Origin of the sequence: Novosphingobium soli, from assembly GCF_042432915.1 — a bacterium.
In the GTDB taxonomy this organism is placed as follows: Bacteria; Pseudomonadota; Alphaproteobacteria; order Sphingomonadales; family Sphingomonadaceae; genus Novosphingobium; species Novosphingobium soli.
This window is the reverse complement of sequence record NZ_JBHLWK010000005.1, coordinates 59,514-79,114: the sequence shown is the minus strand read 5'-3', so window position 1 is coordinate 79,114 and position 19,601 is coordinate 59,514. Positions and strand designations below refer to the sequence as shown.

Below are 19,601 nucleotides of genomic sequence, written 5' to 3'. Positions count from 1 at the left end.
ATCAGCGGCAGGTCTCCTGCCGAAGGAGGGCGTATGTCAGAGACCACATTCCTCACGCCGGAAGAGGTGGCCGAACGCTATCGTGGCAGCGTTTCGGTCGGCACCCTTCGGAACTGGCGTGCGATGAAGATCGGGCCGTCGTTCGTAAAAATCGGCAAAGCGGTGCTCTACCGGATCGACGAGCTTGAGGCGTGGGACGACAGGAATCGTGTGCAGTGCCGCGCCCCGAAGCGAATTGAGCAAAGCGCCATGGATCGAGCTTGATCGCTCAGCACAAATGGCGGGCGCGCCGGTTGGCGCTCCCGACGCGCCCGCCCGCCTTCAGTTCATGCGAGGCGAACCGCCCCTCATGCGGCTGGACCATATGACGGCCAGCCTGGTGGGCCTCATGCGGGTTCGCCGCCATTCCCACCGCCATGCTTGATCCGCCCCACGGTGCGGCTTCTCCCATGGTCCCCGCGCTTATCGGGTCCGGGTCCCCATATCTGACTCAGGCGCTCGGCGTTTCCGCGATCGGGCCGAGCGTGTCGATCTCGGCGATCTTCTGAAACTCGCTGAGATAGTCCTGCTGATGGGTCGCCAACCAACGGACCACGCGATTGTTCGCAAGGAGCTTGGCGACGTATCCACGCGCGACGGTCAAATGCAGATTGTCGATCCCGTAGGTTTCCTCGACCGACTTGACCTGCGTCTGGAGCGCCGCCAGTTCCCGCTCCATCCGGGCGATCTGTTGACCCGAGGGCGTCGGCTTGCCGCCGCCCTTTCCCCTCTTGGTGGCGGCAAGCTGGTTTTCGGATGTCGCCGCGCGCAACGCGCGGGCAAACATGACCGTGAAATTGTTCTGGCCGATCATCAGATCGGCGGCTTCGATCTGCCGCACGGCCGTCATCTGACGCAGAATGTCGAACACCTTCATCGAGCAAGGCGTGTCTTTCAGCATCTCGGCCGCCTCGGGGCTGATCCCTTCCAGCAGCCGGAAACGCCGCAGCACTGACTCGACCTGGAGGTTCAGGGCCGCGGCGATGTCGGCGGATGACACGCCTCGATCCATCGCGCGCGCAATCATCCGGTGCTCCTGGATCGGCGGGATGCGGTTGATGCGCTTGTTGTAGGTATAGGTGTCGTCGTCAGAGGCGAGCAGGCACTCCACCTCAGCAATGCCGAGTTCCTTCAGCGCTTCCAGCCGAAGGTTGCCATCCAGGAGAAACCAGGTTCCGGGGTTCTTTTCATCCGCCATAACGACGGGCGCTTCGATCAGACCGATCGCCTTGATGGAACTTAGAACCTGCGAATAGGACCGGCTCGCCTTGGCGCCGTTCGGCAACGTCTTGAGCGGAACGATCGCCGCGACAGGAATTGTCAGGAAGTCTCGGTCGAAGGCGAGATGAATACGCCCATCCTCCCGGCCCCTCGGTTCATCAGCCATGATCGCCTCCCGAAACGCGGACTTTGAGCGCCCGAGGCATGGTCGCCAGCCCTTCCGCTCTCAGCAGATTGATGAAGCCGTCGTTGGCGAGCAGATCCTTCAGCGCCTCGACGACGAACAGCAGGCGGGTCTGCGTGAAATCCGACTTCTTGACGAGCAGGCGCTGCTTTTCCGCCTCACGCTGATAGACCTGCATGAGAGCGGCGGCCGTCATTCGGCGGACCCCGGTGCCTTTCCGACCCAACCGACCGGCGGGCAAACCTCCCTTGCGCTGGCTTCGCATCCGCATGTCGAGCAGGCGGCGGACGGCGGCCAGCTTCTTGCCCCTGAGCTTGCCGGTCTCATAGGCGTCAAGGAGCAGATTCTGTGCCTCTTCCGTCTCCGCCTTGGAAATCTCCATCGCCAGGGTGATCGGAATGAGCCCGGTTTCGACCGCGGCCACCAGCCGTTCCTCGCCGCGCTCAAGAAGCGAAGCGATCATATTCACCCAGGACGCCCCGACGCCGATCTTCTCGGCGATCTCGGCATCGCTATAGCCGCGAGACCTCAGAGCGCCGATCTCTTTCATGACGTCTATGGGCCGCGGGGTGCGCCGCGCGATATTCTCGACCAGGCTCATCACGAGACACTCGCTCTCGCTGGCCTCGATCACCACGGCCGGAATCTCCGTCTGACCCAACATCTGGAAGGCTTCCAGCCGGCCTTCGCCACAGACGAGATCGTATCTCGGCCCCCCGGCGCCATCACGGCGGCTCACCGTGATCGGACGCTTCAGGCCGATGGCCTCAATGTTGTTCACGATCTCCCGGTGCTGACGCCTGTTGCGCGCGCGTGGGTTCAGAACGGTGATCCGAGAGATCGGGATCATTTCGATCCTGTTCGGACGGACGGCAGGCATCATGCGGCCTCCCCAAGAGGAATGGGCGTGGCAATGTCGTAGAGAAGCTCGAGGCCGTCGAAGCGATAGGTGTCGAGCCCGAGCGTATTCTCCTCTCCCAGCCGCAGCTTTTCGGAGAGCATGTCGATACGCGGGAACAGGTAGTAGTCGAACGGCGCGCGATTGGCGCTGTCCATTCGCACGACGATCGTGATGTCGGGCGCGAGCGAGGTGTCGAAGCGCAGATGCCACCGCAGCAGCCCAGTCGCCGTCTCGACGCACCGGGCTACCACCACCGAGAGGCTGAACTCGCCGTTGACGATCACCCGGTCGGTCTGAAGATCCTGCCAGGCGTCGCTACCCGCAGCCCGCAATCCGTCGAGCACCTCGCGGACGATTTCGGTATGGAGCTTGCGCAGCTCGCGGTTGATTTCGACATATCGGTAGTCGCGATCCGGCGTGAAGCCCACGAGGCCGTAGGCGCGAAGCAGGCTGCCAAAGCGAGAGCTATAGGCGCTACTGGATGGCATCCCCTCGCATTCGTCGATGACGATGCCGGACAGCAAACCCTTCTGTTGGTAGAGCTTCCTCAGAGATTGGAGCATCTCCTCGTCACTCAAACGGAAGGAGCGCGCGCTGATGATGGTCCTGGCCGCCTCGAACAATTCCCGTTCGACGACGGCCACGAAGGCGTCCGGCGACCTGATCCACATCTCGGGATCGTTCTGGACGCGCTTTTTCTTCAGCTTGAAGGAGCGGCGATTCCATACGTTGTCGCCGACGTATTTCTCGTTGATCAGAATCTGATGGACCGTCCCCCTGGTCCAGGGTCGTCCAAGATCGGTCGGTAGGCCCCGTTGGTTGAGATCGGCAGCGATCTCCCGCTCGCTGTATCCCTGATGGACGAAGGCTTGGTAGATGCCGCGCACCAGATCGACTTCTTCCGCCGGGCCAAGCGTCAGGATCACCCGATCGGTCTGGATGCTCTTGTGCTCCCCACGGCCCAGAACCCCTTTGATGACGCCATGCTCGTCGATCAGGGTTCGGCGGAGACCGAAGCCGGCAGGTCCGCCCTGACGATAGCCCTTCTCGATCAGCCGGCCCTGGCCCGCAAACACCTTGGTCGATAGCTCACGGCTATACTCGCCGGCCATCGCACGCTTGACGCCTTTGACGATGGTCGAGATCGGGCTGCCGTCGTTGTCGAATTGCTCCGCGCAATACTCGACGGCGATGCCGGCGCGTCGGCAGATATACTCGTAATAGGCGCTCTCGTCGGCATCCTGAAAACGCCCCCAGCGGCTGACGTCATAGACGAGAACCAAGGTGAAATCGGTGTTCCCGGACTGCACGTCCTCGATGAGCTGTCTGAGCGCGTCGCGTCCCTCAATCTTGAGGCCGCTTTTCCCCGCATCGGCATAGGTTCTGACGATCTCTATTCCGCGGGCTTCAGCATACTGCTTGATCGCGTCGGACTGGTTTTCGGTCGAATATTTTTGATGGTCCGTGGACATGCGGACGTATTCGGCAGCCCGAAGAGGACGTTCAGGCTGCCCTGACCGATCATCGTAAAGTCGCTGGCCCATCACATTACGCCCTCCCGAAATTGCCTGCGGCGGTCCGGGCGACCTACCGCCGCAGCGCATGACGGGCCTCTGCCGCCACTCCGCACGGAAACCAGTTTAGCTGCGGAGAAAACGGAAGATGTTGCCGAAAACGGGCAGGAAATTTCCCCTATGGACAGGCGTTCTTGGCGGACGCGACACCTACGCGCAGACCATCGCCGAGCTGCTGCGCAAAGAGCATGGAGACAGCCGCCGTGCGATCAAGCAGCTCATGCGTCAGACGGATGCGAGCGAGAGGACCGTGAAGCATTGGCTCTCAGCGCAGCACGGGCCGGATACGGTGTATTTCCTGCGCCTGGTGGTTTCGTCGCCCGTCATCAGGGCCTTCGTTCTCGGCCTGCTCGAAGGCCCGGCGGCGATCACGTTGACCGGCCCGGTGGATCGCATATCGCTTGCCAGAGCCCGTGAAGCCTATGCCGCCGGCGAAGCCGCTGGCGGACATTCAGCAACGGGTGCGCGAGAATATGACCCTGAACGTGTCCCTGAACGTGACCCTATAAATGTCCCTGATCGGGCAGAGATCAATGAGCGACAACGCTGGTTTCTGGGCCGAGTCGTCGAGGGTCGATGCGACGCCAGGGAGATCGCGGCTGTTTGGGACGTCAGTCTGAAAACCGCGCGACGGGACATCGCCGCGCTCAAGGCGGCAGATCTCATATGCTATGTTGGATCACCGAGGAAAGGGCGGTATCGCAAGACGACTGGATAGCCGGAATGCCAGCTCGTGGATGCCCCGAGGGGCTCCGCCGAATCGGTGGGCTTGAATTGTGAGGCGGAAAGGATGAAGTTCGGTGCCGTGCGTGACGCGAACTCGCTGAGCGCGCTGATGATCGCCCGTGACGATCACGATAGCGCACTAAGTGCAGCTCCCAAACCACGGCACCACCTTCAGGGGTTCTTCAAAAAAATCATTGAATATCAAAATGATAATGGACGCCGTGGAATGATGCACAACCATCCCTCCGGCTCGCCCCAGCCAAGCCGCGCCGACATCGAGGTCACCCACCGGATCGCCGAAGCGGGCCGCCTGCTCGGCGTCACGGTCCACGACCACGTCGTGATCGGGCGCGAGGGGCACGTCTCGCTGCGGGCCAAGGGCCTGATCTGAGCCGATGTGCGTCGCCGCGATCGCCTGGGACGCCCATCCCGACTGGCTGCTCGTCGTCGCCGGCAACCGCGACGAGTTCCACGCCCGCCCCGCCGCGCCGCTTGCGCGGTGGCGGGATGGGTCGGGGCTGATCGCCGGCACCGACCTGACCGGCGGCGGCACCTGGCTCGGCGTGACCGAGGCCGGCCGCTTCGCGCTGGTCACCAACTACCGCGTGCCGGAGGGCGCGCAGCCCGGCCGGCCCTCGCGCGGGAAGCTGGTGACGGACCTGCTTGCCGGGACTCCGCCGCACGATCTCGCCGGGCCGATGGCGGCGATGAACCCGTTCAACCTGATCCTCGCCGGGCACGACCGGGCGACCTTCCTGACCAACCATCCGCACGTGGAGGCGCGCCCGCTCGTCCGGGGCATCCACGGGCTTTCCAACGGCGGGTTCGACGTGCCCTGGCCCAAGACGCTGCAGGTGGGCGCCGCCATCGAGCGCTGGCTGGCCGCGGGCGATGCCGAACTCGAGCCCTTGCTGGCGGTGCTGCGCGACGAGACGCCCGCGCAAGCAGCCGACACCGCCGCAGCCGCTCCGGAGCCCCGCTTCGCTCCCGTGTTCATCCGGGACGAGACGTACGGCACGCGGTGCAGCACGGTCATCACCATCGACCGCCATGGCCGCGGGACGATCGTGGAGCGCAGCTTCGATGCGGCGGCAGCCCGGAGCGGGGACGTGCGCCTGCGGTTCTCCTGGCCGGCCAGCTGACCGCAAGAACGTGAAGAGGGCGCTGGACTTCCGGGGACCGCGCCATATGGTGCGCGCGAGTAATCATCGGAGGCATGGGCGATGTGGGGCGAGGCAGTACTCAATGAAAGCGAATCGGCCAGGGTGAATTACGTAGCCGATACTCTGGGGATTTCGCGCGACACGCTGAACGTCAAGGTCTGCCAGCTCAAGGGCTTTCTGCAGGTGAAGTCCCGCGAGGCCGCGGAACTGAAGGCCACCATGCAGCAGAACGTGCGGGAGAACTTCCAGAACGCCTCCAGCTTCATGAAGCTGGTGTACGGGCTTACCGGCATCGTCTCCATCGCCTTCGCCATCGAGGTGGCGACCGGGGTGACCGCGGCGGCGCTGGCGCTGATCGGCGTGTTCCTCCTGTTCGTCGGGCTGGCCGAGCTGAAGCGGCTGGTGAAGCCCGCCTGGGAGAAGTTCACGACCGATCTGAAGGACGCATTCACGCTCTGAGCATGGGCGTGCGGCAGGGTTGCCGCCCTTGCCTTTCGGGTTCGCGCCGCCTAGCGGCAGGCGCGCCAGCCTGAAGGAGTCGAACATGGTCCCCCGCTACGCCCGCCCCGCGATGACCGCGATCTGGGAGCCCGAGGCGCGCTATCGCATCTGGTTCGAGATCGAGGCCCACGCGGCCGTCAAGATGGGCGAGATGGGCACCGTGCCGCCGAGCGCCGGCAAGGCCCTGTGGGACTGGTGGGCGACCGCCCCGAAGATCGACGTCGCCGCGATCGACGCGATCGAGGCGGTGACCAAGCACGACGTCATCGCCTTCCTCGACTGGGTGGCCCAGCAGGTCGGCCCGGAGGCGCGCTTCATGCACCAGGGCATGACCAGCTCCGACGTGCTCGACACCACGCTCAACGTGCAGCTCGTCCAGGCCGCCGACATCCTGCTGGAAGACCTCGACGCCCTGCTCGCCGCGATCCGGCGCCGGGCCGAGGAGCACAAGTACACCCCCACGATCGGCCGCAGCCACGGCATCCACGCCGAGCCGGTGACCTTCGGGCTCAAGATGGCCGAGGCCTACGCCGAGTTCGCGCGCTGCCGCAAGCGCCTGCTCGCCGCACGCGAGGAGGTGGCCACTTGCGCGATCTCCGGCGCGGTGGGCACGTTCGCCAACGTCGACCCGGCGGTGGAGCAGTACGTCGCCGACAAGATGGGCCTCGCCGTGGAGCCGGTCTCCACCCAGGTCATCCCGCGCGACCGCCACGCCATGTTCTTCGCCGTGCTGGGCGTCATCGCCAGCTCGATCGAGCGCCTCGCGATCGAGGTCCGCCACCTCCAGCGCACCGAAGTGCTCGAGGCGGAGGAATACTTCTCGCCCGGCCAGAAGGGCTCGTCGGCGATGCCGCACAAGCGCAACCCGGTGCTGACCGAGAACCTCACCGGCCTCGCGCGCGTGGTCCGCTCGGCCGTCGTCCCGGCGATGGAGAACGTGGCGCTGTGGCACGAGCGCGACATCTCGCATTCCTCGGTCGAGCGCTTCATCGGCCCCGACGCCACCATCACTCTCGACTTCGCGCTGGGCCGCCTCACCGGGGTGATCGACAAGCTGCTGGTCTATCCCGCGCGCATGCAGAAGAACCTCGACCGCATGGGCGGGCTCGTCCACTCGCAGCGCGTGCTGCTGGCGCTGACCCAGGCCGGCCTCAGCCGCGACGAGAGCTATCGCCTGGTGCAGCGCAACGCGATGAAGGTGTGGGAATCGGACGGCGCGCTGAGCCTGCTCGAACTGCTCAAGGCCGATCCCGAAGTGGCCGCGGCGCTTCCCGCGCAGGTGATCGAGGACAAGTTCAACCTCGACTACCACTTCAAGAACGTCGACACCATCTTCGCGCGCGTGTTCGGCTGAATCCGGCGACCCGCTTCGACCGGCCCGGGTCGGTCGAAGCCGGCGGGAACGGACGCGCGGTGTCGACCGGGCACGCCCAACCCCTTCCCTTGCCCCGAAATCCCGCCTAGCATCGGCCGCTCACGCGGGGGATAAGCAGGAGGAAGCATGCAGGTCATCCGCACCATCGCGTGGATCGTGGCCACCGCCATACTCGTCGCGTTCATCGCCATGAACTGGAACAAGGTTCCGGTGAATTTCTGGCCGCTGCAGGACGGGAACTACATCCATTTCGAATGGCCGGTCGGCGTCGTCGCGCTGCTGTTCTTCGGCCTCGGCATGCTGCCCATGTGGCTCTACCTGCGTGCCGTGCGCTGGGGGCTGCACCGCCGCATCGCCACGCTCGAGAACTCGCTGCGCGCCACGTCGGCAGCCCCGACGACCACCGCGGCGCCCGCCCCGGTCACCCCCGCCATCACCACGCCGTCCGCCATTCCCGAGGCTGGATCCGGCACCCCGCTCGACACACCAGTGGAAACCCCGAAGACATGAACCGCAATCCCGTCTACCTCGCCCTCGACCTGCCCCGGCTCGATGCCGCCGAGGCGCTTGCACGCAAGGTCTCCGGGCACATCGGCGGGATCAAGCTGGGGCTGGAGTTCTTCTGCGCCCACGGCCACCACGGCGTCCACGAACTCCACAAGGTCGGCCTGCCGATCTTCCTCGACCTCAAGCTGCACGACATCCCCAATACGGTTGCCGGCGCGATGCAGGCGATCCACGTGCTACAGCCCTCCATCGTCACCATCCACGCCGCAGGCGGCCGCGCGATGATGGAGGATGCCAAGGCCGCGGCGGGAGAGAACTGCAAGGTGGTGGCCGTCACCGTGCTCACCAGCCTCGACGGGGACGACCTCGCCGCCATCGGGGTGAGCGCGGATCCCCACGACCAGGCGCTGCGCCTCGCCGAGCTGGCGCACGCGGCCGGGCTGGACGGCATCGTCTGCTCGGGCCACGAGGTGGGTGCGGTCCACAAGCAGTGGAAGGACGGCTACTTCGTCGTGCCCGGCCTGCGGCCCGGCAGCGGCAAGGCCAGCGGCGACCAGAAGCGCACCGTCACGCCCCGCGAAGCACGCGACGCGGGCGCCAGCGTGCTGGTGATCGGGCGGCCGATCAGCCGGGCGGAGGACCCGCTCGCCGCGGCGCGGGCGATCGAAGCCACGCTCTGAAGCGCGCCATCCGTCGACGCGGTCGTTCAGCCCGTCGCAACCTGCTCCCATCCAGATCGTTCATCCCGATCGAAAGCCATGGGAGTGCGACATCACATGAACCGCCTGAGCCTTACCGCAGCGGCCGCCCTCGGCGCGCTGGCGATCTCCGCCGCGCCGGCGCTCGCGCAGCAGATGCCCGTGCCCGCCATCGAGGCGGGGCACACCCTGCTCACCGTCATGGCCGAAGGGTCCTCCACGCGCGAGCCGGACCTGGCCAACTACACCGCCGGGGTGACCACGCAGGGAACCACCGCGAGCGAGGCCCTGTCCGCCAATTCTGCCCAGATGAGCCAGGTCATCGCCGCGCTCAAGCGCGCCGGCATCGCGGACAAGGACGTGCAGACCAGCAACCTGAGCGTCAATCCCGTCTACGCGCGTCCCAAGCGCCTGCCCGACGGCAGCTACGAGGAAGGCCCCCAGCGCATCGTCGGCTACCAGGCCAACAACTCCGTCTCGGTCCGGCAGCGCAAGCTGGGCGACATGGGCAAGGTCATCGATGCGCTGGTCAACGCCGGGGCGAACCAGGTGAACGGCCCCAATTTCACGCTCGCCGAGCCGCAGGCGGCGCAGGACGAGGCGCGCGCGGAGGCGATGAAGTCCGCCCGTGCCCGCGCCGAGCTCTACGCCCGCGCCTCGGGGCTGCGCGTGGCGCGCATCGTCTCCATCAGCGAGAGCGGCGGCTACGTGCCGCAACCGGTGATGTACGTGCGCAAGGCGGCCATGGATTCCGCTGCCGCACCGGCCCCGCCGGTCGCCGCCGGCGAGCTCGAGATGACCGTCAACGTGACCGTGCAGTTCGAACTGGCGCCCTGAGGCGCGGACCCGCGCGGCGTCCTTGCGGGCTGCGCGCTTGCGGGCTGCGCGCGGGCCGCTAGATACCGGTCCTCTCGACACGACAGGAGCGCCTATGCCCACCGCGGCGATCAAGATCTGCGGCATCAGCACCCCCGCGGCGCTCGAAGCGGCGATCCGCGCGCGGGCGGCGCACATCGGGCTGGTGTTCTTCGCCCCGAGCCCAAGGGCAGTGACGCCGGCCGAGGCCGCCCCCCTTGCGGAGCGCGCCGCCGGGCGCGTCGGGCGCGTCGGGCTCTTCGTCGATGCCGACGACGCGCTGATCGGCGAGGCACAGGCCGCGGCCCGGCTCGACGCGCTCCAGCTCCACGGCGCCGAAACGCCCGAGCGGACCGCCCAGCTGCGCGCCCGCTTCGGCATCCCGGTGTGGAAGGCGCTGCCCGTGGCGACCGCGGCCGACGTGGCGCGCGCGACGGCTTACGCGGGCGCCGTGGACCTCGTCCTGTTCGACGCCAAGACGCCGAAGGGCACCCTGCCCGGCGGCATGGGACTGAGCTTCGACTGGAGCCTCGTCGCCCATTGGAAAGGTCCCGTCGCCTGGGGCCTGGCCGGCGGTCTCGATCCCGCGAATGTGGCCGAGGCGATCCGGCAGACCGGAGCGCCGCTGGTCGACACCTCCTCGGGCGTCGAGAGCGCGCCGGGCGTCAAGGACGCGGATCGCATCGCTGCCTTCTGCGCCGCGGTCCGCTCCGCCGCCTGACCCTGCCGCTAACTCTGCCGCCAAACTCTGCCGTCAGACTCTGCCGCCCGAGGGGGCCCGTGCACGAAAAAGGGCGGCCCGTTTCCGGACCGCCCTGTCTCGACGCCTGCGCACGCCCACTCGGGACTTGCGGCGCGCGCAGGCTCCAAGCGATCAGAACTTCACGCCCACGCCGACGAGGCCACGATCGGCGTCGGTGGTGTGGTCGCCGACCAGCAGGTGCTGGTACTCGGCCTTGAGGTAGGTGCGCGAGCCGAGGTCCTGCTGGACGCCGCCGCCCACGCCCACCGCGCTGTTGCAGCTGCGGCAGTTCTTCGACTGCCAGTCCGCCAGCGCGTAGACCTTGGTGGCCGGGAGAACGCGGGCGCCGATGCGGCCGCCGGCGCCCCACGAGACGCGGGTGCCGCCGGTCAGCACCTTGTCGGCCGAACCCTGCACACCCACGAAAAGCTTTTCGCCGAGGTCGTAGTCGTAGCCCACGGCAACGCCCGCAACTGCATCGCTGTCGCTACCGTCCCAGATCACGCCGGTGCGCGCCTCGATGCGGGCCTCGTTGGCCAGGGCGGGAGTGGCGGCGGCCACGGCGGCAGCCGCGGCGAGCGAGACAAGTGCAATACGCATATTCTGTACTCCAGTATTTCATCCCGGCCCTCACCGGGGAGCACGCCGCTGGGCCTGGGTTCCTTGCGGTCACATGAACGAAAATTTCACGGGATCAGCAGGAACGTCACAAAGCTGCCGGGCGGAGACACTTTGATGCTTTTGGCCTGACCCGAGTTGCGACATTTGCAATTGTAAGCGGCACTTGCGATCACCATCGCACGCTTGCCCGGGTGGCTGCGCGAATGGCGTCTGGACAAGGGACTAGCCCTCTGCCAATCGCCCGGATCATGACTGCTCAACCGCCCGCGAACTCGCTGCGCTCGCTGCCCGACGAAACCGGTCACTTCGGCCAGTTCGGCGGCCGTTACGTCGCCGAAACGCTGATGCCGCTCATCCTCGATCTCGAGGCAGAGTACCGCAAGGCGCAGGGCGACTCCGCCTTCCAGGCCGAGTTCGAGGACCTGCTGCGGACCTTCGTGGGGCGGCCCAGCCCGCTCTACCCGGCTCCGCGCATCACCGAGCACTTCCGCGCCCTCGCGCCCGAAGGCAAGGGCCCGAAAATCTACTTCAAGCGCGAGGACCTGAACCATACCGGCGCGCACAAGATCAACAACTGCATCGGCCAGATTCTCCTGGCCATCCGCATGGGCAAGACGAAGATCATCGCCGAGACCGGGGCCGGCCAGCACGGCGTCGCCACCGCCACCGTCGCGGCGCGCTTCGGCCTGCCCTGCACGATCTTCATGGGCGCCAAGGATGTCGAGCGGCAGAAGCCCAACGTGTTCCGCATGAAGCTGCTGGGCGCCGAGGTGCAGCCTGTCACCAGCGGCGCGGAGACGCTCAAGGACGCGATGAACGAGGCACTGCGCCACTGGGTCGCCAACGTCCACGACACCTTCTACATCATCGGCACCGCCGCCGGCCCGCATCCCTATCCCGAGCTGGTGCGCGACTTCCAGAGCGTGATCGGCACCGAGACGAAGCAGCAGATGCTGGAGGCCGAGGGCCGCCTGCCCGACATGCTCGTGGCGGCGGTGGGTGGCGGGTCGAACGCGATCGGCATGTTCCACCCCTTCCTCGACGATCCCGAGGTGGCGATGGTGGGGATCGAGGCCGCCGGCCACGGGATCGAGAGCGGCCAGCATGCCGCCAGCCTCACCGGCGGCCGGCCGGGCATCCTCCACGGCAACAAGACCTACCTGCTCCAGGACGAGGACGGCCAGATCACCGAGGCCCATTCGATCAGCGCGGGGCTGGACTATCCGGGCCTCGGCCCCGAGCACTCCTGGCTGCACGAGAGCGGTCGCGTCCGCTACCTGCCGATCACCGACGCGCAGGCGCTCGAGGCGTTCCAGCTCTGCTGCGCGCTGGAAGGCATCATCCCCGCTCTCGAAAGCGCTCACGCCCTGGCCGCGCTGCCGCAGCTGACGGCCGAGATGGACGCCGACAGGCTGCTCGTCGTCAACGTCTCGGGCCGCGGCGACAAGGACATCTTCACGGTGGCCGAGGCGCTGGGAGTGGAGCTTTGAAGAAGGGCGGGTGGCAGCGGTCGCTGATCGACGCCGCCCTCCTGTGGGTGGCGGTGTTCCCGGCGATCAAGGTCCTGGCCGAGCTGGTGCGGGCCCGCAGCTTCGATCTCTCCGGCGCCGGCTACTTCTGGGCTTTCGCATTCCGCGGGAGCTGGGGCGAGATCGCCATCAGCCTGGCCTACCTCGCCCTGTACATCGGCCTGACCGCCGCCATTCTCCGCTTCTCCGGAAAGACGCTGTTCTCCTGATGACCCGCTTCGAAACCGCCTTCGCCAAGGGGCCTGCCCTCGTCTGCTTCATCACCGGGGGCGACGGCGACACCGCGGCCAACCTCGACGCGCTGGTCGCGGGCGGCGCGGACGTGATCGAGTTGGGCATGCCCTTCACCGATCCGATGGCGGACGGCCCGGCGATCCAGGAAGCGAACCTGCGCTCGCTCGCCAAGGGCACCCGCACCGCCGACATCTTCGCCATCGCCGCCGCCTTTCGCCAGCGTCACCCGCAGGTGCCGCTGGTGCTGATGGGCTACGCCAACCCGATGACCATCCGCGGCCCCGAGTGGTTCGCGCAGGAATGCGCCGCGGCCGGCGTCGATGGCGTGATCTGCGTCGACATCCCCAGCGAGGAGGACGCCGCGCTCGGCCCGGCCCTGCGCGCGCGCGGCGTGTCGCTGATCCGCCTTGCCACGCCGACCACCGACGCGGCGCGCCTGCCCAAGGTGCTGGAGGGCTCCTCGGGCTTCCTCTACTACGTCTCGGTCGCGGGCATCACCGGCATGCAGCAGGCGGCGCAGGGTTCGATCGAAGACGCGGTGGCCCGGCTCAAGGCGGCCAGCGACATTCCGGTCGCGGTCGGCTTCGGCGTGCGCACGCCCGAGCAGGCCGCCGCCATCGCCAGGGTCGCCGACGGGGTGGTCGTCGGCTCGGCCTTCGTCGACATCGTCAAGCAGCACGGCGACGCCGCTCCGGGGCCCTTGCAGGACTACACGGCATCGCTGGCCGAAGCGGTTCACTCGGCCCGCGACGAGGCTTGACCTGTTCCGCTGGACGGCAGGGGCTTCGACAAGCGCGGCCCGAGCGGATTTGAGAGAAAGTCTCGGTTCGATGGCTTGCGAAGTTGCTCTGTATCCCGCTCGGGCTGAGCCTGTCGAAGCCCCGGCGCGCGAGGCATCGCGGAGGCACCAATGAAGGATTTCGCGGTTTCGGACGCACCCGCCGTCCAGGCGCAGCTCGACCGGCTCGCCGCGCTGTCGTTGCCGCAGGGGCGCCTCGGCCTCGAGGCGATCCGCACGCTGCTCGCCCGGTTGGGCGACCCGCACCTGGCGATCCCGCCCGCCTTCCACGTCGCCGGCACCAACGGCAAGGGCTCGACCTGCGCCTACCTGCGCGCGATCCTGGAGGCGGAAGGGCTGTCGGTCCACGCGATCACCAGTCCCCACCTCGTCCGCTACAACGAGCGCATCCGCATCGCGGGCCGGCTGGTGGAGGACGACGCGCTCGCGGCGCTGCTGGGCGAAGTGCTGGATGCCGCCGAGGGGCTGCAGGTCAGCTTCTTCGAGGTCACCATCGGCGCCAGCTTCCTGGCCTTCGCGCGCCACCCCGCGGACGCCTGCGTGGTCGAGGTGGGGCTCGGCGGGCGGTTCGACGCCACCAACGTCCTGCCCGCGCCGCTGGTCTGCGGCATCGCCACGCTCGGCATCGACCACGAGCGCTTCCTCCTCGCGCCCGAGGACGGGACCCCGGCGGAGCCGCTCTCCCGCATCGCCTTCGAGAAGGCGGGCATCCGGCGCCCGCAGGTGCCGCTGGTCACCCAGGCCTACCCGCACGAGGTCATGGCCATCCTCCAGTCGCTCGCCGCGTCCGACCACGTTCCGCTCTTCGCGCGGGGCGAGAGCTGGAAGGCGCAGGTGACTAGCGACGCCATCTGGTTCGAGGACCAGGACGGCTCGGTCACCCTGCCCCTTCCCGGGATGCCCGGCGCGCACCAGGCGGACAATGCCGCGCTGGCGGTCGCCATGCTGCGCCGGCAGGACCGCCTGCGCGTGAGCCCGGCCGCTCTGGCGCAGGGCATTCGGGCCGCGCACTGGCCGGCGCGGATGCAGCGGCTGGGCGACGGCCCGCTGACGCGGCTGGTGCCGGGCACTCCCGTCTGGCTCGACGGCGGGCACAACCGCGATGCCGGCCTGGCCCTGGAGGCGTTCCTGCGCGAGCGCGAGCTGGCCCCGCACCTCATCCTCGGCATGATCGCGGGCAAGGACCCGGCGGCGCTGCTCGATCCCTTGCACCCGCTGGTGGAGAGCGTGACGCTGGTGCCCGTTCCCGGCCACGAGTGCCACCCGCCCGAAGCCTTCGCCGGCTGGCCGGTCGAGACCACCACCGCGCCGGACGTGGCGAGCGCCCTCGCCCGCTTGGAGCCGCGCAACCCGCGCGCGGTGCTGATCGCCGGCTCGCTCTACCTCGCCGGCGCCGTGCTGCGCGCGAACGGGGAGCTGCCGGACTGAGGCGTCTGGAGGCGGCGCTCAGCCGAAGACGTCGTCCGTGTCTTTGTCCCCCACCTCGCCGGCCGAGCCCATCGCCTGGTCGACCAGGCCGGAGCGGCTCATCCACCAGAACAGCACGATCCCCGGCAGCGCGGCGAGCGTGGTCAGGAGGTAGAAGTTGACGTAGCCCATGGCTTCGATCAGCGCGCCCGCGGTGGTCCCGGTCACCAGCCGGCCGACGACGCTCGCCCCGGCCGAGATCAGCGCATACTGCGCCGCCGTGTAGCGCAAGTCGCACAGCGCCGAGAAATAGGCGATGACCACCACGCCGCCGTAGCCCGAGGCGACGTTCTCGAACCCGATCGCGCCCGCCATGCCCCAGTTGCTGTGGCCCGCCGCGGCGAGCACGGCGAAGCTGAGGTTGGAGACGCCCATCAGCAACAGCGACAGCAGCACCGAGCGCTTGAGCCCCAGGCGCGCATAGGCGATGCCGCCGATGAACACCCCGATCAGGTAGGCCCAGAAGCCCAGGCCCACGTCGTAGATGGCGATCTCGTCGTTGCTGAAGCCGAGGTCGTCGAACAGCAGGCGGAAGGTCAGGTTCGCCAGCGTGTCGCCGATCTTGTGGACGAGGATGAACAGCAGGACCAGCAGGGCGCCGTTGCGGCGGAAGAACTCGCCGAAGGGGCCGGCGATCGAGGACCACACCTCGGCCATCCCCCGCTTCTCCACCACCACCTTGCGGCGCTCCGGTTCGCCCAGCACCAGCGCGGTCACCATCGCCGGCAAGGCGAAGAGCGCGCAGGCCATGTAGCCCGCGCTCCAGCCGTGACGGGCCGAGACCACCAGGGCCAGCGCACCTGCGCCTGCCGAGCCGATCCGCCAGCCGTACTGGCTCATGCCCGAGCCGGTGCCGAGCTGGTAGGGCTTGAGCGTCTCGATGCGATAGGCGTCGATGACGATGTCGTAGCTCGCTCCGGCCACGCCCACCAGCACCGCGGCGGCGACGGTGGCGCCGATGCCCGCCCCCGGGTCGACGAGCGCGAGGTTGAAGACGGCCGCGATCACTGCGACGCCGCAGACCAGCATCCACGAGACGCGCTGGCCCATGCGGTGCAGCACCGGCAGGTGGACGCCGTCGATCACCCAGGCCCAGAACACCTTGAGGTTGTAGACCAGGAAGGCGAGGGTGAAGGCGGTGACGGTCTTCTTGTCGATCCCGTCCTGCGCCAGGCGCGTGGTCAGCGTTGCGCCGATCATCGCATAGGGGAAGCCGGAGGACAGGCCGAGCAGGAAGGCGGCCAGCGATTCCTTCTCGAAATAAGGCTTGATCGAGTCCCAGACGCTGCGACGCTCTGCACTGCTACCGGCGTCCACGCCTGTCTCCCGCTTGCGAATGGCCGGCAACTTAGCGTTCCCCGGCGCGAAGGGAAGGCTGGATGAAGCGGCGATCAACAGGTATGGGCGCTCGCATGTCCAAACCTCCCAGCAAGTCCGGCGGCGCAGGCCGCGGCCGCCCGCCCGGCGGCTCCTCCCGCGACGGCGCCTTCTCCGGCCGATCCTCCCGCGGGGGACCATCCCGCGGCGGGCCCTCTCGCGAGGGCCGAGCGGGCGCATCGCGCGACAGCGCACCCCGCGGCCGCGACCGCAGCGGAGACGCGCCGCGCGGCGGGCGGGGGCAGGACGGCGAGCGACGGCAGGAAGGCGAGCGGCGCGGGGGCGGCTATCGCGCTGGCCCTGCACGCGAAGGCGCGCGCGACACCGCTCCGCGCGAGGGCGGCTATCGCCAAGGACCCCGTCACGAGCGGCTGCGCGACGAGAGGCCCCGCGACGAGCGGCCCCGCGCGGCAGAGGGGGAGCGCGGCCCCAGGCGCCCTGCGCGCGATCGCGGAACCGAGGACCGCTATGGCGGTCAGCGGCGCAGCCAGGGACCCGGCTCCCCCCATTCGACCACACGTTCCACCGCCCGGCCGGGCCCGGCGCCGCGCGCCGCCGCACCGACTCCCAAAGACCCTACCCTTCCCGCGCGCGAGGGCGAGCGCATCGCCAAGCTGCTCGCGCGCGCCGGCGTCGCCAGCCGCCGCGAAGTGGAGCGGATGATCGCGGAAGGCCGCGTCAAGCAGGGCGACCAGGTGATCGACGCGCCCTCCACGGTGCTGACCAGCCTCGCCGGCATCACCGTGGACGGCACGCCCGTCCGCGACCCGGAGGCCACCCGCCTGTTCCTGTTCCACAAGCCGGCGGGCCTCATCACCGCCGAGCGCGATCCCGCCGGGCGGCCGACGATCTACACCGCGCTGCGCAACGCGCTGCCGGAGAATGCCGGACGGGTCATGCCGATCGGCCGCCTCGACCTCAGCACCGAGGGTCTGCTGCTGCTGACCAACGACGGCGCGTTCAAGCGCCAGCTGGAGCTGCCGGCCACGGGCGTCCCGCGCACCTACCGCGCCCGCACCTTCGGCGACATCACCCAGGCCCGGCTCGAGGAGCTGATGGAAGGCATCGAGGTGGACGGCGTGATCTACGGCCGCATCGACGCCAACATGGAGCGCCGCACCGGGCGCAACCAGTGGATCGAGATGACCCTGACCGAAGGCAAGAACCGCGAGGTGCGCCGCGTGCTCGAAGCGCTGGGCCTGCAGGTCAGCCGCCTGATCCGCGTCGCCTACGGCCCCTTCCGGCTCGGCGACCTGCCCAAGGGCGCGGCCGGCGAGATCTCGCAGCGCGACCTCGACAACTTCCGCCGCACCTTGCCGGAGGGCGCGGCTTGAGCGGCGGCCTGCGCATCGTCGCGGGCGAGTGGCGCGGCCGCAAGCTGCTCGCGCCGCAGGGCGACACCACCCGCCCCACCGCCGATCGCACGCGCGAGACGCTGTTCTCGATGCTGGTGAGCCGGCTCGGCGACTTCGAGGGGCTGCGGGTCGCGGACCTCTTCGCCGGCTCGGGCGCGCTGGGGCTGGAGGCGCTCTCGCGCGGGGCGGCGCATTGCCTCTTCGTGGACCAGGACCCCGCCGCCATCCGCGCCATCCGCGCCAACATCGCCAATCTCAAGGCACAGCCGCGCAGCGACGTGCGCGCCTCCTCGGTTCTGTCGCTGGGCCCTGCCCGGGAGCCGCTCGACCTCGTGCTGCTGGACCCGCCCTACGACACCGGCGCGGGCGCCGTCGCCGTCGACAAGCTGGCGCGCCTGGGGTGGATCGGCGAAGGCACCTGGGTCAGCCTCGAGACCGGCAAGGGCGAGAGCGTGGCGATCCGCGGCTTCGAGGCCGATGCGGAGCGCGACGTCGGCAAGGCGCGGCTGCACCTTCTCCGCCGGACTTGACATTTAGAACCATTTAGGTTATAAGCCTCGCCATCCGCACTGGAGCGTGGCCACGTTCCGGGACGGTGTATCGGGTCGGCGTCGTGGGCCGTGCGCGGGTTGAAAGCCGTGGACCACGCCACGAGCGTCCTCCCGGAAGCGGTTCACGGACGGGGCGGCTTGCGGCCCTCTCCACCCCCGCTCCCGCGCACCGGTCGCTGGCGCTTGTCGTCCAGGTCCACGCCGCGGGAGAGGACCGGCCCCTGTCTGCGAGCCCGCAGCGCCGGTCCGGACCGTTTCCGCCAGGGCCGAACCGGGCTGCGGCGATGGCTACCCGGTCGTTCGCGACGCGACCTTCGCACCGTCCCCGCGCGCCTGCAGGGACGCCCCGACGCCGGCCCGATGTTCGCCAGCGACTTTCCCCAGGCGTTACCCCGCATTCGCCAGCGGGCAATGAAGCGTGCCCTCGAACCCCTCCGTCAGCGCTGACGCGCTGCCACCTCCCCATCGCTTTGCGACAGGGAGGATCGCCCGCGCCCCGCTCCTCCCCGTTCCGCAGGAATGGGGAGGGGGACCGCCCGCGCAGGGGGGGGTGGCGGGGTCATCTTCCCTTACTTGCCGCCGCGGTTGCGGCAGTTGTCGGTCACCGTCTTGCTGCAGACCGGATAGTCCTTGTCCATCGCGGTGGCCGGCGGCGGGGTCAGCGCGCCCTTGTAGGGACCGCCCTGGTAGTTCTCGTCGGCGGGCATGGCCGGGCGCGCCGCCTGCGAGGCGTTCTGCGGGTCCGGCACGCCGGCGGTCGGCATCCCCGGTCCCGGAGGGTTCGCCTGGCCCGGAGGCGTCGACGGGGTCTGCCCGTTCATCTGCTGGATCACCGAGTTCCATGCCATCTGGCGCTGCTCGGGCGTCATCCTGTAGATCTGGCCGCGCTGGTCGCCGGTGAGCGCCCAGTAGCCTTTCTGCTGCTCGCCCGTGAGCGTCCAGTAGTAGACCTTGTAGTCATTGGGCCAGGACTCGTAGTCGGTCTTCTGCGCCGGGCTCCAGGCGTCGTAGACCGCCTTCTGCTCGGGCGTCAGCGTCGGCGCGGCGGACAAGGTGGCGGGCGAGGTCGAAGACGGGGCAGCGGGTGCGCCCTGGGCCTGGAGCGCCGCGGGGACGGCGAGCAGGAGGGCAGCGGAGCCGGCGAGCATGAACTTGCGCATTGTCTCTCTCCGTATGTGCTTC

Annotated in this window: 21 protein-coding genes and 1 pseudogene; 16 read left to right on the top strand and 6 right to left on the bottom strand. The window is 68.6% G+C overall.

The window, feature by feature from the left end; all coding sequences use genetic code 11:
- The first annotated feature begins 33 nt into the window (after positions 1–33).
- Positions 34–264, top strand: coding sequence for a helix-turn-helix transcriptional regulator (locus tag ACFFJC_RS01740; protein ID WP_036288946.1), 231 nt, complete (start codon positions 34–36; stop codon positions 262–264).
- 226 nt (positions 265–490) lie between these two features.
- On the opposite strand, the gene ACFFJC_RS01735 is transcribed toward ACFFJC_RS01740, so the two are convergent.
- Genes ACFFJC_RS01735 through ACFFJC_RS01725 form a run of 3 tightly spaced genes read right to left on the bottom strand, consistent with a single transcriptional unit; the run spans position 491 to position 3,889 of the window.
- Positions 491–1,426: a plasmid partitioning protein RepB C-terminal domain-containing protein gene (locus tag ACFFJC_RS01735; protein WP_379485855.1), complete on the bottom strand. Its 936-nt coding sequence runs from the start codon at positions 1,424–1,426 to the stop codon at positions 491–493.
- On the bottom strand, positions 1,419–2,327 hold the full coding sequence (locus ACFFJC_RS01730) for a plasmid partitioning protein RepB C-terminal domain-containing protein (RefSeq protein WP_446686264.1): 909 nt from the start codon (positions 2,325–2,327) through the stop codon (positions 1,419–1,421). Before ACFFJC_RS01730 ends, ACFFJC_RS01735 begins: the two co-directional genes overlap by 8 nt.
- Positions 2,324–3,889, bottom strand: a complete 1,566-nt coding sequence (locus ACFFJC_RS01725; RefSeq protein WP_379485854.1) for a recombinase family protein — start codon at positions 3,887–3,889, stop codon at positions 2,324–2,326. The genes ACFFJC_RS01730 and ACFFJC_RS01725 overlap by 4 nt, the downstream gene beginning before the upstream one ends.
- Before the next feature lie 118 nt (positions 3,890–4,007).
- Between ACFFJC_RS01725 and ACFFJC_RS01720 the strand changes: the two genes are divergently transcribed.
- The 9 genes and pseudogenes from ACFFJC_RS01720 to ACFFJC_RS01680 all read left to right on the top strand — a co-directional run bounded on the left by ACFFJC_RS01720 (position 4,008) and on the right by ACFFJC_RS01680 (position 10,465).
- Entirely contained in the window at positions 4,008–4,637 is a 630-nt protein-coding gene (locus tag ACFFJC_RS01720; protein ID WP_379485853.1) for a Fic family protein, read from the top strand.
- A gap of 234 nt (positions 4,638–4,871) precedes the next feature.
- Positions 4,872–5,036 (top strand): annotated as a pseudogene (locus tag ACFFJC_RS01715) (JAB domain-containing protein); the annotation flags it as partial.
- A 4-nt stretch (positions 5,037–5,040) separates the two neighbouring features.
- On the top strand, positions 5,041–5,787 hold the full coding sequence (locus ACFFJC_RS01710; protein WP_379485852.1) for an NRDE family protein: 747 nt from the start codon (positions 5,041–5,043) through the stop codon (positions 5,785–5,787).
- 123 nt (positions 5,788–5,910) lie between these two features.
- On the top strand, positions 5,911–6,267 hold the full coding sequence (locus tag ACFFJC_RS01705) for a hypothetical protein (RefSeq protein WP_379485851.1): 357 nt from the start codon (positions 5,911–5,913) through the stop codon (positions 6,265–6,267).
- 85 nt (positions 6,268–6,352) lie between these two features.
- Positions 6,353–7,663: an adenylosuccinate lyase gene (purB, locus tag ACFFJC_RS01700; RefSeq protein ID WP_379485850.1), complete on the top strand. Its 1,311-nt coding sequence runs from the start codon at positions 6,353–6,355 to the stop codon at positions 7,661–7,663.
- 147 nt (positions 7,664–7,810) lie between these two features.
- Positions 7,811–8,194, top strand: a complete 384-nt coding sequence (locus ACFFJC_RS01695) for a LapA family protein (RefSeq protein WP_379485849.1) — start codon at positions 7,811–7,813, stop codon at positions 8,192–8,194.
- Complete coding sequence (gene pyrF, locus ACFFJC_RS01690; protein WP_379485848.1) at positions 8,191–8,871, top strand: orotidine-5'-phosphate decarboxylase; 681 nt, start codon at positions 8,191–8,193, stop codon at positions 8,869–8,871. The genes ACFFJC_RS01695 and pyrF overlap by 4 nt, the downstream gene beginning before the upstream one ends.
- A gap of 96 nt (positions 8,872–8,967) precedes the next feature.
- Complete coding sequence (locus ACFFJC_RS01685; protein WP_379485847.1) at positions 8,968–9,726, top strand: SIMPL domain-containing protein; 759 nt, start codon at positions 8,968–8,970, stop codon at positions 9,724–9,726.
- A gap of 94 nt (positions 9,727–9,820) precedes the next feature.
- Positions 9,821–10,465, top strand: a complete 645-nt coding sequence (locus ACFFJC_RS01680; RefSeq protein WP_379485846.1) for a phosphoribosylanthranilate isomerase — start codon at positions 9,821–9,823, stop codon at positions 10,463–10,465.
- A gap of 153 nt (positions 10,466–10,618) precedes the next feature.
- Here the strand turns inward: ACFFJC_RS01680 and ACFFJC_RS01675 are convergent, their stop codons facing one another.
- The gene (locus ACFFJC_RS01675) at positions 10,619–11,086 is read right to left on the bottom strand and encodes an outer membrane protein (RefSeq protein ID WP_379485845.1); all 468 of its coding nucleotides are present in this window, start codon (positions 11,084–11,086) and stop codon (positions 10,619–10,621) included.
- A gap of 269 nt (positions 11,087–11,355) precedes the next feature.
- Between ACFFJC_RS01675 and trpB the strand changes: the two genes are divergently transcribed.
- The 4 genes from trpB to ACFFJC_RS01655 all read left to right on the top strand — a co-directional run bounded on the left by trpB (position 11,356) and on the right by ACFFJC_RS01655 (position 15,097).
- Entirely contained in the window at positions 11,356–12,597 is a 1,242-nt protein-coding gene (gene trpB / locus ACFFJC_RS01670; protein WP_379485844.1) for a tryptophan synthase subunit beta, read from the top strand.
- Positions 12,594–12,845, top strand: a complete 252-nt coding sequence (locus tag ACFFJC_RS01665; RefSeq protein WP_379485843.1) for a hypothetical protein — start codon at positions 12,594–12,596, stop codon at positions 12,843–12,845. Before trpB ends, ACFFJC_RS01665 begins: the two co-directional genes overlap by 4 nt.
- Positions 12,845–13,630: a tryptophan synthase subunit alpha gene (gene trpA / locus ACFFJC_RS01660; RefSeq protein ID WP_379485842.1), complete on the top strand. Its 786-nt coding sequence runs from the start codon at positions 12,845–12,847 to the stop codon at positions 13,628–13,630. Before ACFFJC_RS01665 ends, trpA begins: the two co-directional genes overlap by 1 nt.
- Before the next feature lie 150 nt (positions 13,631–13,780).
- Positions 13,781–15,097, top strand: a complete 1,317-nt coding sequence (locus tag ACFFJC_RS01655) for a bifunctional folylpolyglutamate synthase/dihydrofolate synthase (RefSeq protein WP_379485841.1) — start codon at positions 13,781–13,783, stop codon at positions 15,095–15,097.
- An 18-nt stretch (positions 15,098–15,115) separates the two neighbouring features.
- On the opposite strand, the gene ACFFJC_RS01650 is transcribed toward ACFFJC_RS01655, so the two are convergent.
- Complete coding sequence (locus ACFFJC_RS01650; RefSeq protein ID WP_379485840.1) at positions 15,116–16,453, bottom strand: AmpG family muropeptide MFS transporter; 1,338 nt, start codon at positions 16,451–16,453, stop codon at positions 15,116–15,118.
- Positions 16,454–16,548: 95 nt separating this feature from the next.
- On the opposite strand from ACFFJC_RS01650, the gene ACFFJC_RS01645 reads away from it, so the two are divergent.
- Together ACFFJC_RS01645 and rsmD are read left to right on the top strand one after the other, a co-directional pair.
- Positions 16,549–17,847 (top strand): pseudouridine synthase, encoded by a 1,299-nt coding sequence (locus ACFFJC_RS01645; protein ID WP_379485839.1) that lies wholly within the window; start codon positions 16,549–16,551, stop codon positions 17,845–17,847.
- Positions 17,844–18,398, top strand: coding sequence for a 16S rRNA (guanine(966)-N(2))-methyltransferase RsmD (rsmD, locus tag ACFFJC_RS01640; RefSeq protein ID WP_379485838.1), 555 nt, complete (start codon positions 17,844–17,846; stop codon positions 18,396–18,398). The genes ACFFJC_RS01645 and rsmD overlap by 4 nt, the downstream gene beginning before the upstream one ends.
- Positions 18,399–18,988: 590 nt before the next feature.
- Here the strand turns inward: rsmD and ACFFJC_RS01635 are convergent.
- Positions 18,989–19,579, bottom strand: a complete 591-nt coding sequence (locus ACFFJC_RS01635; protein WP_379485837.1) for a hypothetical protein — start codon at positions 19,577–19,579, stop codon at positions 18,989–18,991.
- Between the last annotated feature and the right edge of the window lie 22 nt (positions 19,580–19,601).